The organism is Akkermansia sp., assembly GCF_020860705.1.
Classification (GTDB): Bacteria; Verrucomicrobiota; Verrucomicrobiia; order Verrucomicrobiales; family Akkermansiaceae; genus Akkermansia.
The window spans coordinates 74,847-91,159 of sequence record NZ_JAJBTT010000054.1 but is presented as its reverse complement, the minus strand read 5'-3'; the positions used below and the strand labels follow the sequence as shown (position 1 = coordinate 91,159).

At 58.3% G+C, this 16,313-nt stretch carries 13 protein-coding genes and 2 tRNA genes; 14 read left to right on the top strand and 1 reads right to left on the bottom strand.

The window, feature by feature from the left end; translation table 11 throughout:
• Positions 1-4 precede the first annotated feature (4 nt).
• Positions 5-2,323, bottom strand: coding sequence for an outer membrane protein assembly factor BamA (gene bamA, locus LIO64_RS12680; RefSeq protein WP_290549815.1), 2,319 nt, complete (start codon positions 2,321-2,323; stop codon positions 5-7).
• Positions 2,324-2,690: 367 nt separating this feature from the next.
• Here bamA and tig point away from each other — a divergent pair, with 367 nt between their 5' ends.
• The 14 genes from tig (at position 2,691) to rpoB (ending at position 16,268) form a co-directional block, all read left to right on the top strand.
• Positions 2,691-4,001, top strand: coding sequence for a trigger factor (gene tig / locus LIO64_RS12675; RefSeq protein WP_290549814.1), 1,311 nt, complete (start codon positions 2,691-2,693; stop codon positions 3,999-4,001).
• 121 nt (positions 4,002-4,122) lie between these two features.
• Positions 4,123-4,779: an ATP-dependent Clp protease proteolytic subunit gene (locus LIO64_RS12670; protein WP_290549813.1), complete on the top strand. Its 657-nt coding sequence runs from the start codon at positions 4,123-4,125 to the stop codon at positions 4,777-4,779.
• A gap of 32 nt (positions 4,780-4,811) precedes the next feature.
• Complete coding sequence (gene clpX, locus LIO64_RS12665) at positions 4,812-6,182, top strand: ATP-dependent Clp protease ATP-binding subunit ClpX (RefSeq protein ID WP_290549812.1); 1,371 nt, start codon at positions 4,812-4,814, stop codon at positions 6,180-6,182.
• A gap of 23 nt (positions 6,183-6,205) precedes the next feature.
• On the top strand, positions 6,206-7,291 hold the full coding sequence (tsaD, locus tag LIO64_RS12660; protein WP_290549811.1) for a tRNA (adenosine(37)-N6)-threonylcarbamoyltransferase complex transferase subunit TsaD: 1,086 nt from the start codon (positions 6,206-6,208) through the stop codon (positions 7,289-7,291).
• 202 nt (positions 7,292-7,493) lie between these two features.
• Positions 7,494-7,568 (top strand) — tRNA-Thr (locus tag LIO64_RS12655).
• Positions 7,569-7,612: 44 nt separating this feature from the next.
• On the top strand, positions 7,613-8,797 hold the full coding sequence (tuf, locus tag LIO64_RS12650) for an elongation factor Tu (protein WP_290549810.1): 1,185 nt from the start codon (positions 7,613-7,615) through the stop codon (positions 8,795-8,797).
• Positions 8,798-8,891: 94 nt separating this feature from the next.
• Positions 8,892-8,967: transfer RNA gene (locus LIO64_RS12645), tRNA-Trp, on the top strand.
• A 33-nt stretch (positions 8,968-9,000) separates the two neighbouring features.
• The gene (locus LIO64_RS12640) at positions 9,001-9,228 is read left to right on the top strand and encodes a preprotein translocase subunit SecE (protein ID WP_290549809.1); all 228 of its coding nucleotides are present in this window, start codon (positions 9,001-9,003) and stop codon (positions 9,226-9,228) included.
• Between the two features lie 27 nt (positions 9,229-9,255).
• Positions 9,256-9,825, top strand: a complete 570-nt coding sequence (nusG, locus tag LIO64_RS12635; protein ID WP_290549808.1) for a transcription termination/antitermination protein NusG — start codon at positions 9,256-9,258, stop codon at positions 9,823-9,825.
• 63 nt (positions 9,826-9,888) lie between these two features.
• Positions 9,889-10,317: a 50S ribosomal protein L11 gene (gene rplK, locus LIO64_RS12630; protein ID WP_290549807.1), complete on the top strand. Its 429-nt coding sequence runs from the start codon at positions 9,889-9,891 to the stop codon at positions 10,315-10,317.
• Positions 10,318-10,367: 50 nt separating this feature from the next.
• On the top strand, positions 10,368-11,069 hold the full coding sequence (rplA, locus tag LIO64_RS12625) for a 50S ribosomal protein L1 (RefSeq protein ID WP_290549806.1): 702 nt from the start codon (positions 10,368-10,370) through the stop codon (positions 11,067-11,069).
• A gap of 21 nt (positions 11,070-11,090) precedes the next feature.
• Positions 11,091-11,594, top strand: a complete 504-nt coding sequence (gene rplJ, locus LIO64_RS12620; RefSeq protein ID WP_290549805.1) for a 50S ribosomal protein L10 — start codon at positions 11,091-11,093, stop codon at positions 11,592-11,594.
• A gap of 158 nt (positions 11,595-11,752) precedes the next feature.
• Entirely contained in the window at positions 11,753-12,127 is a 375-nt protein-coding gene (gene rplL / locus LIO64_RS12615; protein WP_290549804.1) for a 50S ribosomal protein L7/L12, read from the top strand.
• Between the two features lie 202 nt (positions 12,128-12,329).
• Positions 12,330-16,268: a DNA-directed RNA polymerase subunit beta gene (gene rpoB, locus LIO64_RS12610; protein ID WP_290549803.1), complete on the top strand. Its 3,939-nt coding sequence runs from the start codon at positions 12,330-12,332 to the stop codon at positions 16,266-16,268.
• Positions 16,269-16,313: the final 45 nt, after the last annotated feature.

Below are 16,313 nucleotides of genomic sequence, written 5' to 3'. Positions count from 1 at the left end.
GAATTTAATAGGAATAGTTAAGATAGAACTGGAATTGTCCTCCGCGGTCAATGGCATTGTTCTTCTGGACCGGAATGGCATAGTCCACCGCCAGGGGGCCGATGGGAAGGTTCAGGCGCAGGCCGATCCCGTAGTCGGAAACGATTTTGGACGTGCTGAAGTCAAAGGCGTCCCCGTTGACAAAGCCGATGTCGTAGAACACGGCGATGCGCACTTCTTCAATCACCGGAATGGAATATTCAAACTGGCAGAAGAAGGAGGAACGGCCGCCCATCGTTTCGTCACCGCTTAGGAGGGAATTGTACGGAGCCACGTCCCGGAAGCGGAAGCCGCGCATGTTGTACGGGCCGCCCAGGTAGAGGCGTTCAAAAATGGGCACGTCATGGTTGCCGTAGGAATCCACGGTGGCCGCGCCGGCATTGATGCTGAAAATGGTGTCTCCGCGGAGGTTCCAGTAATAGGAGCCGTTGACGCCGAAGTTGTAGGTGTGAACGTCGCCGCCCAGGCCGGAATACCCGGCCAGCACTTCAAACTTGCCGCCCTTGCGGGGGAAGATTTGAGCGTCACGGGTATCAATGGTGTAGGAAAGCTCCACGTGGCTGCGCAGGTAATCCCCGTCCTGAAGCCGGAAGAAAATGGGAGCGTTCCCCTTGGCGTCAATCCGGTACTGTTCCAGGCGGTATTCCAGCTTCACGTAATCCAGTTCACCGATCGGCTTGCGCAGGGAAACGGCAAAGCCGTAATTCTGCTGGTCGTAATAGTCGGAGAAATAGGTGGAATTGCTGTAGAAAATTTCCGTGCCGAAGGCCAGCTTGCGGTGCAGGAACCACGGGTCCACCCAGGAAATGCTGGCATCCTGCGTTTCAAAACCCACGCGGGTGTTGATGGCGAAGCGCTGGCCGCCCCCTACGAAGGAGGACCAGTCATACATGTCAAAGTTGGACTGGGTGATGCCCGCGAACAGGTACACGCTTTCAATGGAGGAGAACGCCACGCCGATGTTCAGGGAACCGGTGCGTTTTTCCGCCACTTCAATGTTGATGTCCCGGTAGCCTGGCCGCGTGGAGCCCACCTGGGCTACGTCCACCATGTCAAAATAATTCAGGTTCTGGAGTCGCTTCTGGGCAGTGTCCAGGTCCACGGAATTCATGGGATCGTTGGACTGGAGAGGAAGTTCCTGGCGAATGACGTAATCCTTCGTGCGGTTGTTCCCGATCAGGCGGATGTTGCCCACGCGGTAGGGACTGCCTTCCGTCACATGGTACACGATGTTGATCTGCCCGTAGCCGGTCTTGGGGTCAATGCCCACTTCCTGGATGTCCGGGCGTACGGAGGCGTCCGCATAACCGCGGGAACCGTAATAGCGACGGATCATCGTCACGTCGTCAGCCACCTTTTGGGCGGAATAGGTATCCCCGTTGTACATGCTCAGGCCGGGAATCAGTTCCTTCGCCGTAAACACTTTGGTGGGGCCGAACGCGACCTGGTTGACTTTGTAGCGCCGCCCTTCGGTAATCGTGATCCTCATCGTCAGCTTCTGCTCGTTGCCCTTGCCGGCGTCAAAGTATTCCACCTTGTCCAACTTGACACGCAGATAGCCCTTGTTGCGGTAATAAGTCACCAGTTCCGCCAGATCGTCCTCCAGCTGTTCGCGGTCAATGCGGCCGGACTTGGTAATCCAGGTAAGCCATCCCTTCTCCTTGGTCTTCATCACCTGGCGGAGGTCCTTCGCGCTGACGTGCTCGTTGCCGACAAAGTCAATGTTGATGATGTTGGCCTTCTTGCCTTCATTAATGTCAAAGACCACGTCCACAAAACCGGGGCGCTCCGTCTTCTGGTAAAAATAGGAAACGCGCACATCCGGGTAGCGGGCTTCCTGATAGTAGGTGCGCAGTTTGGTAATGGCGCTGCTAAGGGCCTTGTCACTGAGGGCTTCGCCCCCCTTCAGGCCGCATTCCTCGGAAAGATCCCGGTTGTCGAAGGCGGTGTTTCCGCGGAAGCCCACGCCGCCCAGCAGATTCTGGGCCGCCATTTCAAACACCACAGTAACGCCGTCGCCGGAAGGTTCCACGGCTACCGTCGTATTGCCGCCCACCAGGCCGCTTTCCAGCAGCCGTTCCAAATCCTTGTTCACCACTTCCGGGGAATATTTGGTGCCCGGCTGCGTAGCCAGCAGGTTTTTCAGGCGGTCCTCTGACACGGTCTTGCCGGTGCTTCTGTAACGCACGGAAACGCTTTTCACGGGACGGCCTTCATATGCCTGGTCACCGGGCAGAAGCCCCGTTTCCGGCCCCAGCTCCCGAACCACTTGCTCCGGCGTCATTACAGAACCATAACCGCCTCTGTTAAGAGAAGTTTTATCCTGGGCCAAAGCAGCCGAACACGCCATCAGGGGGAAGGAAATACACAAAAAAACGGGACGAATCATGAGCGCTGAACTTAATGCTTGGCATATAAAGGACTTTTCCGCCTGCATAGTCAAGACGTGATTCTGCGTAGAACGCAGTTGCCCTGCATTTTTTACGTTGCGCGCGCACGTGCGCCCAAGAAGGGCAATTGTGTCATTCCTGTGCAATAGCTTGCACTCCAGATACCCTCTCATTACATTTGTCGCCGCTCGTGTTTTGACCGCCGCCGTCATCCCGGAGCCGAGACAGAACCACTTTCAATTAACACTGACCGTATTATTTATGGAAATCAACGTTGATATTCAACCGGACTGCACAGCCACGCTGAAAGCTTCCATCCCCGCAGAAACCACGGCCGCACGCCGCGCCTCCATTGTGGACTCCTACGCCGGCAAAGCCAAGCTGCCCGGCTTCCGTCCCGGCAAAACGCCCAAGTCCATCATTGAAAAACGTTTCAAGAAGGAAATTGAAGAGGAACTGCTGGACAATCTTTTTGAAACGGCCTGCTCCGCAGCCCTGGAAGAAAACCCCAAATTGAAAGTGCTCAACTTCGGCAAGCCGGAACAGTCCCTTGACGACCAGGGCAACTACACCGCCACCAGCACGATGACCGTGGTTCCCGAGTTCGAACTGCCGGAATACAAGGGCATTGAAGTCAAGGTACCCTCCTCCGAAGTGACGGAAGCGGACGTGGAGGAAGCCCTGAAATCCCTGGCTGAACAAATCGCGGAATTCACCCCCGTGGACCGCGCCGCCAAGAAGGATGACGTGGCGATCATTGATTTTAACACCACGCTGGAAGGCAAGCCCGTAGCGGAAGCCGTCGGCAAGCCCGTGGGCTTCCTGGAAGGCCGCGACGGCCAGTGGATGAAAGTGGAGGAAGACCAGTTCCTGCCCGGTTTCGCCTCCGCCCTGGAAGGCCTGAAGGCCGGCGACAGCAAGGACATCACCGTCACCATTCCGGATACCTTCCCGATTGCGGAACTGCGCGGCAAGGAACTTGTATTCCACACCACCGTCAAGGAAGTGCGTGAAAAGGAACTCCCGGCCATGGACGACGCCTTCGCGGAAAAAGTGCTCCCCGGCAAAAACCTGGAAGAACTGAAGACCGCCCTGAAGGAAAACCTGGCCCAGCGCAAGACCATGCAGATTGACGAAGCCAAGGCTGACCAGATCACGGAAAAACTGGCGGACATGCTTGATTTCAACCTGCCGGAAGCCGTCGTGGAACGTGAAGTGTACGGCATCCTTCAGCAGAAAATGCAGCAGGCCATGTACAGCGGAAACGCCCCGGCGGACATGGACAAGTTTGTGGAAGAAGCGCGCGAAGAAGCCAGAAAGGAAGCCAGGCGCAACCTCAAGGTCTTCTTCATGCTTCAGGAAGTGGCCCAGGCGGAAAAAATCTCCGTCACGGAAATGGAGCTTTACAATGAAGTGGCACGCCAGGCGCGCCAGCAGAAAAAGAACCTCAAAGCCTACATCCGCGAACTTCAGCGTGAAGGCCGCGTGCATGGCATCAGAATGAGCCTGCTGACAGCCAAGGTTCTGGACTTCCTGACAAAAGAAGCCAAAGTAACGGTAGACGAGCAATAACCCTCCTCTGCACAAGACACCTTACCAGGGGGAGTTGGCGCGCACATGCCCGACTCCCCCGTTTTGTATCCGGCAGACGGGGAAAAATATTGAACAACACAACATCAATTCTTCCATTCTTATGTTTCAAGACCAATCTTCCAAATCAACTCCCGTGAACTCCTATTACGTTCCCATGGTAGTGGAGCAGGACGGCCGCGGCGAACGCGCCTTTGACATCTACTCCCGCCTCCTGAAGGACCGCGTCATCTTCATCGGCTCCGCCATTGACGACGACGTGGCGAACTCCGTCATCGCCCAGCTCCTGTTCCTCCAGATGGCTGACCCGAAAAAGGATATCCACGTGTATATCAACTCCCCCGGCGGCTCCGTCACCGCAGGTCTGGCCATTTACGACACGATGCAGTTCGTCTCCTGCGACGTGAACACCTACTGCCTGGGCATTGCCGCCTCCATGGGCTCTGTCCTGCTGGCCGCGGGCACGCCGGGCAAGCGGTTCTGCCTGCCGAACTCCCATGTGATGATCCACCAGGTTTCCGGCGGCGCCCAGGGCACCGCTTCCGACGTGGAACGCACCATCGGATTCATGTTCAACCTCAAGAAGCGCCTCAACGGCATCCTGGCCAGGCACACCGGCAAGACGGAAAAGCAGATTGAAAAGGATGCCGACCGCGACAACTACATGACTGCCGAGGAAGCCGTAGCGTACGGCCTCGTGGACAAGGTGCTGACGCACCACTCCGACGGCCAGGACGACAAGAAGAAGGCCAAGGCCTGATCCCCCCGGCGTTTCTCTCTACCTTCAAGACCATGTCCGGTTCCAACCCTCATCTTCCTGCCTGTTCCTGCTGCGGCAAGCCCGGGAACAAGGTGGACAAGCTCATCCAGATCGCGGAAGACTTCTATATCTGCAACAATTGCGTTGAAATTTGCGTCAACATGATTGTGAAGGATACCGGCCTTCCGCTGGCGACCCGCTTCATCCGCGGCATCCTGAGCATGGAGCCCTCCGCCTATGCCATGTGCCAGGCGGAGGCCCGCAAGGCCGCTGCCGCAGACATGCTCAAGGAAACGGCGGCCGGCCCGGCCTCTTACGAAGGGCCGCTGCCCACGCCTGAGGAAATGTGCGCCACGCTCAACCAGTACGTCATCGGCCAGGATTATGCCAAAAAAGTGCTCTCCGTAGCCGTGTACAACCATTACATGCGCCTGCGCCAGAGCACCGTGACGCTGGAAGACAAATCCCTGGATGACGTGGAGATTGAAAAATCCAACATCCTGCTGGCCGGCCCCACCGGTTCCGGGAAAACCCTGCTGGCAAAAACCCTGGCGAAAATGCTCAACGTCCCCTTCTGCATTGTGGACGCTACCACGCTGACGGAAGCCGGTTACGTGGGGGAAGACGTGGAAAACATCATCCTGCGTCTTCTCCAGGCCGCCAATTTTGACGTGGCCAAGGCGGAACAGGGCATTATCTACGTGGATGAAATCGACAAAATCGGCCGCAAGACCCAGAACGTCTCCGTCACGCGTGACGTCTCCGGGGAAGGCGTGCAGCAGGCCCTGCTGAAAATCATTGAAGGCACCATCTGCAACGTTCCGCCCACCGGAGGCCGCAAACACCCGCAGCAGGAATACATCCGCGTCAACACGGAAAAAATCCTCTTCATCGTAGGTGGCGCCTTCGTCGGTCTGGAAGATATCATCCGCAAACGCCTCGGCGCCACCCAGATGGGTTTCGGGGCCATCACGGAACAGCGCGACCGGAAGGAATACTCGGAAGAGGAAATCCTGGCCCAGACGATGCCGGAAGACCTCTTCTCCTTCGGCATGATCCCGGAACTCGTGGGTCGCCTGCCCATCTTCTGCCCGCTTTCCAAGCTGGATGAAAGCCAGCTCGTGCGCCTGCTTACGGAACCCAGGAACGCCCTGGTCAAGCAGTACTCCAAGCTGCTCGCCATGTACGGCGCCAAACTGGACGTTCAGCCGGACGCCTTGAAAGCCATGGCCGCGGAAGCCATGGAACGGGGCACCGGAGCCCGCGCCCTGCGCGCCATCTTTGAAAACCTCATGCTGGACGTCATGTACAAGGTGCCCAGCATGGGCAATGCGGACTCCGTCACCATCACCAAAGAAACGGTTACCGACAAAAAACCGGCGCAAATCCGCCAGGCATCCTAACTCCCCTCCCTCTCTTCTCCGCCATGCCGGAATCCCTCACCGTCCTGGGAATAGAATCCTCCTGTGATGAAACGGCGGTCGCCATCCTGCGTTCCGCCGGGAAGGAGGAAGCGCCGGAAATACTCTCCTCCATCATTTCATCCCAGATCGCCATCCACCGCCAGCACGGCGGCGTGGTGCCGGAGCTGGCTTCCCGCAACCATTCGGCGGATCTTCCCGGAGTCATCCGGGCCGCATGCCGTGAAGCCGGCGTGACCCCTGCGGACATTGACGTCTTTGGAGCCACGGGCGGCCCCGGCCTGGTAGCCGCCCTGCTGGTGGGCAACAGCACGGCCAAGGCGCTGGCGCTGGCGACGGGCAAGCCCTTCGTCTCCGTCAACCATCTGGAAGGCCACCTGCTCTCCCCCTTCGTCAAGCGTCCCGGCGGCCCCATACCCCATCTGGGCATGGTCGTCTCCGGCGGCCACACCCTCTTTGTGGACGTGCGCGGCGTGGGGAACTACCGTCTTCTGGGCCGTTCCCTGGACGATGCCGCGGGAGAAGCCTTCGACAAGGTGGGGAAAATGCTCGGCCTCCCCTATCCCGGCGGTCCGGAAATCGACCGCATGGCGGCGGAAGGGAATCCGGAGGCATTCTCCTTCCCCCGCGCCCTGATGAAGGAACATACCTCCAACGTTTCCTTCTCCGGCCTGAAAACGGCTGTTCTCTACACACTGCCCAAACTGACGGCAAGCGGTGATCCGCACGACCTGCCGGAACAGACCCTGCGGGACCTCTGCGCCTCTTTCCAGCGCGCCGTCACGGACGTCCTGATTCACAAGGCGCTGCATGCCCTGCGCGTTTCCGGCCACCATACCCTTTCCGTATCCGGCGGCGTTTCCTGCAATGCGGAACTGCGTTCCCGCCTGAAAGACGCCTGCGCCCGGGAAAAAGTGGAGCTGGTTCTGCCGGATTTCGATCTCACGACGGACAATGCTGCCATGATCGCCTATGTCACCTGCCTCAAGGCCCGCAGGGGACTGTTTCACTCTCTGGATGAAGACGTTGACCCCAATCTTAAATTGACGAAGGATCTGAACAGATCTAAATATTCAACGCATTCCCGATAAAGATATTATACATGAACTCCCCGTGTTTGCGGCATAAAGATAAAAAAATGTTCATGTTTTCATTGACATCCTGTGTTCAAAAACGTAACATAGCGTCCGCTTTTCGTCAGGCAACACGGGAGGATGCTATTTATCCGCTAGAACCGCAGGTTTGGGCGGATTTACAACTCTCTTAGAGCAACGAAAGGCGGAAGAAGTCTATGCTTCTGTAGCTCAGGGGTAGAGCGCATCCTTGGTAAGGATGAGGTCGCGGGTTCAATTCCCGCCAGAAGCTCCATCTTCAAGCTAGACCCATAGCAGCCCAAACCTAAACATAACATTATGGCTAAAGAGCAATTCCAGCGCAACAAGCCCCACGTGAACGTGGGCACCATCGGTCACGTTGACCACGGCAAAACCTCCCTTACCGCCGCCATTACTTCAGTGCTCGCTAAGAAGGGTTTCGCCGAAGCACGCGGCTATGACCAGATCGACGCCGCCCCCGAAGAACGCGAACGCGGCATCACCATCTCCACGGCTCACGTTGAATATGAAACGGAAAACCGTCACTATGCCCACGTTGACTGCCCCGGCCACGCCGACTATGTGAAGAACATGATCACCGGTGCTGCCCAGATGGACGGCGCCATCCTCGTGGTTGCCGCTTCCGACGGCCCGATGCCGCAGACCCGTGAACACATCCTTCTTGCCCGTCAGGTGGGCGTCCCCGCCATCGTCGTTTACATGAACAAGTGCGACCTGGTTGACGATCCCGACCTGATCGAACTCGTGGAAATGGAAATCCGCGAACTCCTCAACGAATACGAATTCCCGGGCGACGACACCCCCATCATCAAGGGTTCCGCCGTCAAGGCTCTGGAAGGCGACGCCGCTGCCGAAGACTCCATCATGGAACTCATGGCCGCCGTTGACTCCTACATCCCGCAGCCCGAACGCCCCGTGGATCAGCCCTTCCTCATGCCTGTGGAAGACGTATTCTCCATCTCCGGCCGCGGCACCGTGGCTACCGGCCGTATCGAACGCGGTATCGTCAAGAAGATGGAAGAAGTCGAAATCATCGGCATCAAGGACACCCAGAAGACCGCCGTTACGGACATCGAAATGTTCCGCAAACTGCTTGACGAAGGTCAGGCCGGTGACAACGTTGGTCTGCTTCTCCGCGGTCTGAAGAAGGAAGACATCGAACGCGGCCAGGTGATCATCAAGCCCGGCACCGTGAAACCCCACAAGAACTTCAAGGCTGAAGTTTACGTGCTGACCAAGGAAGAAGGCGGACGTCACACCCCGTTCTTCAACAACTATCGCCCGCAGTTCTACTTCCGCACGACGGACGTGACCGGTTGCTGCACCCTTCCCGAAGGCGTGGAAATGGTGATGCCCGGCGACAACGTCAACCTGGAAGTTCAGCTCATCACTCCGATCGCCATGGAAAAATCCATGCGATTCGCTATCCGCGAAGGCGGCCGCACCGTGGGTGCCGGTCGTATCAGCGAAATCCTTGACTAAGTTCCTTAGGAACTTGTAGAGGAATCTACATCAGGTTTAATGAGGGGGCCTCCCCGCAGGCCCCCTCATTTCCCACGAAAGAAGAGATACCAACAGGTCAGTAGTTCAATTGGTAGAGCGTTGGTCTCCAAAACCAAAAGTTGGGGGTTCGAGTCCCTCCTGACCTGCCACTTCTTTCCAAATACATCACCCCACCTTGAAGCATGTTTCGCAAGATTTCTCAATTCATCGCCGAAGTTAAGGGCGAACTTAAAAAAACCACCTGGCCCTGGGAAAGCGATCCCAAGGTGAAAGGTTTTAAAAAATTCCGCGAACTCTGGGGTTCCACTCTCGTCGTACTGATTGCCATGGTCTTCCTTGGCGCGTTTGTCGCATCGTTCGACATCTTTCTTCACAGTGTGGTCAGCTACCTCATCAAGCTGGCCGTCTAGTTTTACCCCCACCTTCTTTCTCCGATCATGCCCAGTACCCCAGAGCCTCATGAACAATGGTATGTTCTCCACGTCCTCTCCGGACAGGAAAACAGCGTTCGTGACCGCATCATCCGCAAGGCGAAGGACGCCGAACTTTCCGACTCCATCTACCGGGTGGAAGTCCCCACGGAACTCATTTCCGAAGTGCGTAACGGCAAAAAGACGGAACGCCACAGCAAGCTCTTCCCCGGATATGTTTACGCCAACATGTACCTGCTGGAAGCGGACGGCACCCTGAACAAGGACCTCTGGTACTTCATCCAGCAGATTGACGGCGTCATCAGCATCGCCGGCTCCCGCAACGCCCCCCTGCCCATGCGCAAGCGTGAGGTGGAAGACCTTCTTCCCCTGCTGGACGCGGAAGCCGTGGCCGCACGCCCCAAGGTGGAATTCGCCGTCGGCGATCCCGTGCGCGTCTGCGAAGGCCCGTTCCAGAGCCAGGAAGGCACCATCGAAGAAATCGACCCCGAAAAAGGCAAGCTGCGCGTCAGCGTCTCCATCTTTGGCCGCGCCACTCCGGTGGACCTGGAATACTGGCAGGTGGAAAAAGCCTGAGCCCCGTCCTCCAGAGAGCAACAAGCTTCTCCCGTTCATTTTCTCCGCTAACAAAGCAAAACCATGGCAAAAGAAATAACCAAAATCATCAAGCTCCAGATCAATGCCGGAGCCGCTAACCCCTCCCCGCCCGTGGGTCCGGCACTTGGTCAGGCCGGTGTAAACATCATGGCATTCTGCAAGGAGTTCAACGCCGCCACGCAAAAGCAGGCTGGTGACCTCCTGCCGACCGTCATCACGGTTTACAAGGACAAGTCATTCTCTTTCATCACCAAGCAGCCCCCGGGCAGCGTTCTTCTCAAGAAGGCCGCCGGCATCCCCGCCGGCTCCGGCGAACCGAACAAAAAGAAGGTCGCCACTCTTTCCAAGGCCAAGCTGATGGAAGTCGTCAACACCAAACTCCCGGACCTCAACACGAAAGATCCCGAACGCGCCGCCCGCATTCTTGCCGGCCAGGCCCGCCAGATGGGCATTGAAGTTGAAGGTATGTAACACTCACCGCAGGAGGATTAACCAATCCGAACGCACTGCCAAATACACACATGTCTACCAAACGCAGCAAGCGATATCAAGAAGCAGCCAAGCTTGTTACCCCTAACAAGAACTACAGCATTACGGAAGCCGTGGAAACCATGAAGTCTTTCCCGGCCCCGAAATTTGACCCGACCGTCACCGTTTCCTTCCACCTGACCGTGGACCCCCGCAAATCCGACCAGATGGTCCGCGGCAGCGTCTCCCTGCCCAACGGCACGGGTAAAAACGTCCGCGTCCTCGTCTTCGCCCAGGGTGATGCCGCCAAGGCCGCCCAGGAAGCCGGAGCCGAATTCGTGGGCTTTGAAGACCTCATCAAGAAGGTCCAGGAAGGGTTCGTTGACTTTGACACGGCCATTGCCACCCCCGACGCCATGACGGAGGTCCGCAAGGTTGCCCGTGTGCTGGGTCCGCGCGGCCTGATGCCCAACCCGAAAACCGGCACCGTTACGGATGACACGGCCAAGGCCGTGAAGGAAGTGAAGGCCGGCCGCGTTGACTACAAGGTTGACAAGAACGCCAACATCTCCGCCGCTGTAGGCAAGCTGTCCTTCTCCAATGAAAGCATCACTGAAAACATCGCTGCTCTGATTGATTCCGTCGTCAAGGCCCGCCCGGCTTCCGCCAAGGGCGCCTACATTGAATCCATCACCGTTTCATGCGCCATGTGCCCCGGTCTTCCGGTTGACACCGCTTCCATCGCCAAACTGTAACCCGAACCGATTTAGCACACCATGAATCCTGACAAGCGTATCATCATCGACGAGCTGACCGCCCGCGTCAACGCCTCCCCGTTCCTGATCGTCGTGGACTACACCTCGGTCACCGTGCCTGAGTTCACCAACCTGCGTTCCGCCCTGGCCGCCTGCGGCGCCCAGTGCCACGTAGCCAAGAACAACTTCATGCGTACGGCCCTGACGGACGCAGGCCTTCCCGACATCGGGGAGCACCTCGTCGGCCAGACCGCCTTCGTGACCGGCGCCTCCGACGTAGCCGCTGCCGCCAAGGCCATCAACACCTTCGCCAAGGCCTCCAAGAAGGCTGAGTACAAGGTGGCGATCCTGGACGGAGCCATCCTCTCCGCGGACGAAATCCGCGCCATCGGTGAACTGCCTCCCCGCGATCAGCTGCTGGCCAAGCTCCTTGGCACCATCAATGCAGCCGGTTCCGCTCTTGCCCGAGTTATTCAGGCATATGTGGACAAAGAAAACGGTGGAAGCGAAGAACCCGCCGCCTAATACTAACCCCTTGACCGGACGGCCCGGTTGCACTCTAGCCAAATGTGTGAAAACCGGGCCCGACTCTCCTACAGGTTCCTTGTCGGAACTCCAGCCGGAGAACTGAAATGCCAAGTTGGCTCTTGGCGCGACTCGAAACCAAACTAGAAAACAATACAATGGCTGATATTAACAAAATCGCTGAAGAACTCGGTACCCTCACCATTCTGGAAGCCGCTGACCTCGTCAAGCTCCTGGAAGAAAAGTGGGGCGTTTCCGCCGCCGCTCCCGTAGCCGCCGCCGGCGCTGCCGCCGCTCCTGCCGAAGCTGAAGAAGAAAAGACCGAATTCAACGTCGTCCTGACGGAAGCCGGCGCCAACAAGATCGCCGTGATTAAGGCCGTCCGCGAAGTGAAGGCCGGCCTCGGCCTGGTGGACGCCAAGAAACTGGTTGAAGGCACCCCCGCCGTCATCCTGGAAGCCGTCTCCAAGGACGAAGCTAACGCCGCCAAGGCCAAGCTGGAAGAAGCCGGCGCCAAGGTGGAAGTCAAGTAAGCTTTTTACTTCCCGCGCAACAGGAGAAGACCCGTTTTTCTCCTGTTGCGCTTCCTCGTCTTCACATCCCGCGTGACCGACTAGAGGCTTTTTACCCTTCAAATCGCTTCCAGTCGGTTCCGTCTCCCAAGGAAGGAACCAACCAGCCCAGCATCCGGGTTTTTCAGGATGCAAACCCATAACATCTCCGCCACAGCAGCCCATGTCAAAGCGACTCTACTTCGGGAATATCAAGGAAGTCATCGAACCTCCGAACCTTATTGAGATTCAACTTCAATCATACTTCGATTTTCTACAACAGGACACACCGGCCGCGGCCAGGAAAAACATCGGGTTACACGGCGTTCTGAAGGAAATCTTTCCTATCAAGAGCTATGACGAAAACATCGAGCTCGACTTCGTCTCCTACGACATCGAACCGCCGAAGATGAGCGATTACGAGGCTATCCGCGCCGGGGAAACCTACAGCGCCGCCCTCCAGGTCACCTTCAAGCTCAAGTCCGACAACGAATCCAAGGAAGAAACGGTCTACATGGGAGAACTCCCCATGATGACCAACCGCGGCACCTTTGTGATCAATGGCGCCGAACGCGTCATCGTATCCCAGCTGCACCGTTCCCCGGGCATCTGCTTTGAAAGCGCCCAGCACCTGAACGGCAAGCTTCTCCACTCCTTCCGCATCATTCCGGACCGCGGTTCCTGGCTGGAAGTCCAGTTTGACACCAACGACCTTCTCTACGTCTACCTCGACCGCCGCCGCCGCCGCCGCAAGTTCCTTGCGACGACGTTCATGCGCTACCTGGGCTTCAAGACGGACCGCGACATCGTCAGCCAGTTCTATGACATCCGCACGCTTCCCCTGAGCGAAGACATGACGGAGGAAGACCTGCACAACCTCGTCGCCGTGGACACGATCAAGGACAAGGACCTGGTTCTTGCCAAGGCGTTCGAACAGCTCAACATGGGCGTGGTGCGCCAGCTCCTCCAGTTCGGCATCAAGGAAATCGACGTCATTGACCAGAGCGAAGACGACGTGCTGATCAAGACCCTGAAGAAGGATCCCGCCCATGATGAGGAATCCGCCCTCAAGGAAATCTACAAGCGCCTGCGCCCCGGCGATCCCGCCACGGCCGCCCAGGCCCGCACCCTGCTCAAGAGGCTCTTTGACGATCCCAAGAAGTACGACCTCACCCGCGTGGGCCGCTACAAGATCAACCAGAAGCTCGGGCTGGACACCAGCCTGGACCAGCGCCTGATGACGGCGGAAGACTTCCTGGCCGCCCTCAAGTACCTCCTGCGCCTCAAGAAGGGCGAAGGCATGGTGGACGACATCGACCACCTGGGCAGCCGCCGCGTGCGCGCCGTGGGTGAACTCATGGCCAACCAGTGCCGCGTGGGCCTGGCCCGCACGGAACGCCTGGTGAAGGAACGCATGACCCTCATTGACCAGAACATTGAAGGCGTCACGCCCAGCAAGCTCATCAACCCGAAGGCGCTCAGCGCCGTCGTGCGCGACTTCTTCGGCCGCTCCCAGCTCTCCCAGTTCATGGACCAGATCAACCCCCTTGCGGAACTGACGCACAAGCGCCGCCTCTCCGCCCTGGGGCCCGGCGGCCTGAACCGTGACCGCGCCGGCTTTGAAGTGCGAGACGTGCATCCCTCCCACTACGGCCGCATCTGCCCGATTGAAACCCCTGAAGGTCCCAACATCGGTCTGATCAACTCCATGTGCACCTACGCCCGCATCAATGAATTCGGATTCATTGAAACGCCCTACCGCAAGGTGGAAAACGGCCGCGTCACCAACACCATTGAATACGTCACCGCCGACCAGGAGGAAGGCTACCTCATCGCCCAGGCGAATAACCCTCTGGACGAACAGGGCAACTTCACCACCTCCCGCGTGACCGCCCGTGAAAAGGGCGAGTTCATTGAAGTGGACCCGGCGGACGTGCATTACATGGACGTGTCTCCCAAGCAGCTCGTCTCCATTGCCGCAGGCCTCATTCCCTTCCTGGAACACGATGACGCCAACCGCGCCCTCATGGGCTCCAACATGCAGCGCCAGGGCGTGCCTCTCATGGTGGCGGAATCTCCGTACGTGGGAACCGGCATTGAAGGCAAGTGCGCCAGGGACTCCCGTTCCGTCGTTCTGGCGGAAGCGGACGGCATCGTGGCCTCCGCCACGGCTGAAGTCATCATCACGACGAAGGACGGGGAACTGCCCGTGCGTCCGGAAGTGTTCCTGTCCGATCCGGACAGCGTGCGCACGGACCGCGACAACGGCATCTACGTCTACCCCCTGCGCAAATTCATGCGTTCCAACGCCGGAACCTGCATCAACCAGCGTCCGATTGTGCGCCGCGGCGACAAGATCAAGACCGGTGACGTGCTGGCCGACGGCCCGAACACGGACCAGGGCGAGCTGGCCCTCGGCCGCAACGTGCTGGTGGCATATATGCCGTGGAACGGTTACAACTTCGAAGACGCCATCGTCATCTCCGAAAAGACGGTGAAGGAAGACACCTTCACCTCCATCCACATCTCCGAGTTTGAAGTGCAGGCCCGCGACACCAAGCTGGGGCCGGAAGAAATCACCCGCGACATTCCGAACGCCGGTGACGAAGCCCTGAAGAACCTGGACCATGACGGCGTCATCCGCATCGGCGCGGAAGTGAAGCCCGGCGACATCCTCGTCGGCAAGATTACGCCCAAGTCGGAAACGGAACTGGCTCCGGAAGAACGCCTCCTGCGCGCCATCTTTGGTGAAAAGGCTGCGGAAGTGAAGGACACCTCCCTGCGTGTTCCCTCCGGCTGCACCGGCATCGTGATGGACGTGCGCATCTCTTCCACGGGCTCCGGCCATCACCGCGGCGACCTCGTGGTGGACAGCGCGGAAAAGAAGAAGCAGTTCAAGAAGATCAATGACGAGCACAAGAAGAAGAAGGAACAGCTCATTGACCAGCTGACCAAGAAGCTCTCTGACATTCTTCTGGGTGAAAAGATCCCGCTGGACGTGGTCAACGAACAGACCGGTGAAATCATCATCCCGGCCAACCGCAAGATCACCAAGACCCTGCTGCGCAAGCTGGCCCTGGTCCACGACCACATCGAAATCGAACCCAGCCCGATCCGCAACAAGATCCTGGAAATCATCACCTCCTTTGAAGGCCGCTTCACGGAACTGGACGACGAACGGGAACACAGGCTGGACCAGATGGAATCCGGGGACGAATCCGAACCCGGCGGACTGAAGGAAGTCAAGGTGTACATTGCCGCCAAGCGCAAGCTCGGCGTGGGTGACAAGATGGCCGGCCGCCACGGCAACAAGGGCGTGGTAGCCAAGATCGTTCCCGAACAGGACATGCCCTTCCTCTCGGACGGCACTCCGGTGGACATCGTGCTGAACCCCCTGGGCGTGCCTTCCCGAATGAACGTGGGACAGGTGCTTGAAGCCCACCTTGGCATCGCCGCCAGGGCCCTCGGTTTCAAGGTAGCCACCCCGGTGTTCGACGGCATCAGTGAAGAAACCATCTGGAACTACATGACGGAAGCCAAGAAGGTGGACGGATTCACCTGGATCGGCGACGGCAAGGACGGCACCGTGGGCGGCAAGAGCACCCTCTATGACGGCCTGACCGGCGAACCCTTCCACAACCCGGTGGTGGTAGGCCAGACCTACATGCTCAAGCTGAACCACCTGGTGGCGGACAAGATTCACGCCCGCGCCGTGGGTCCGTACAGCCTGGTCACGCAGCAGCCCCTGGGCGGCAAGGCCCAGTACGGCGGCCAGCGCTTCGGGGAAATGGAAGTGTGGGCACTGGAAGCTTATGGCGCCGCCTACACCCTCCAGGAACTGCTCACCGTCAAGTCTGACGACGTGCAGGGCCGCACCCGCATTTACGAATCCATCGTGAAGGGTGACAATACCCTGGAAGCCGGAACTCCGGAATCCTTCAACGTTCTGATGAAGGAAATGCAGTCCCTGGGCCTGAACGTGCGCCCCGGCAGCAAGGATGAACAACCCTCCCTGCAGCTTGGCGATACGGACCTCACTCCTGTGGACGGCATGACGGAAGGCTTTGACAGCGATGACATGGCCGGCCTGGCGGACGTCGATTTCTCCGACCTTAAATTCTAACATCCACCGTATTCCACTCCCGTGCCGCAAGACGCGGGAGTGGGC

Bases quoted from the DNA above. Each gene is read 5' to 3' on its own strand.
- bamA (WP_290549815.1), bottom strand. From the start codon at position 2,323: ATGACGCCGGAGCAAGTGGTTCGGGAGCTGGGGCCGGAAACGGGGCTT.
- tig (WP_290549814.1), top strand. From the start codon at position 2,691: ATGGAAATCAACGTTGATATTCAACCGGACTGCACAGCCACGCTGAAA.
- LIO64_RS12670 (WP_290549813.1), top strand. From the start codon at position 4,123: ATGTTTCAAGACCAATCTTCCAAATCAACTCCCGTGAACTCCTATTAC.
- clpX (WP_290549812.1), top strand. From the start codon at position 4,812: ATGTCCGGTTCCAACCCTCATCTTCCTGCCTGTTCCTGCTGCGGCAAG.
- tsaD (WP_290549811.1), top strand. From the start codon at position 6,206: ATGCCGGAATCCCTCACCGTCCTGGGAATAGAATCCTCCTGTGATGAA.
- tuf (WP_290549810.1), top strand. From the start codon at position 7,613: ATGGCTAAAGAGCAATTCCAGCGCAACAAGCCCCACGTGAACGTGGGC.
- LIO64_RS12640 (WP_290549809.1), top strand. From the start codon at position 9,001: ATGTTTCGCAAGATTTCTCAATTCATCGCCGAAGTTAAGGGCGAACTT.
- nusG (WP_290549808.1), top strand. From the start codon at position 9,256: ATGCCCAGTACCCCAGAGCCTCATGAACAATGGTATGTTCTCCACGTC.
- rplK (WP_290549807.1), top strand. From the start codon at position 9,889: ATGGCAAAAGAAATAACCAAAATCATCAAGCTCCAGATCAATGCCGGA.
- rplA (WP_290549806.1), top strand. From the start codon at position 10,368: ATGTCTACCAAACGCAGCAAGCGATATCAAGAAGCAGCCAAGCTTGTT.
- rplJ (WP_290549805.1), top strand. From the start codon at position 11,091: ATGAATCCTGACAAGCGTATCATCATCGACGAGCTGACCGCCCGCGTC.
- rplL (WP_290549804.1), top strand. From the start codon at position 11,753: ATGGCTGATATTAACAAAATCGCTGAAGAACTCGGTACCCTCACCATT.
- rpoB (WP_290549803.1), top strand. From the start codon at position 12,330: ATGTCAAAGCGACTCTACTTCGGGAATATCAAGGAAGTCATCGAACCT.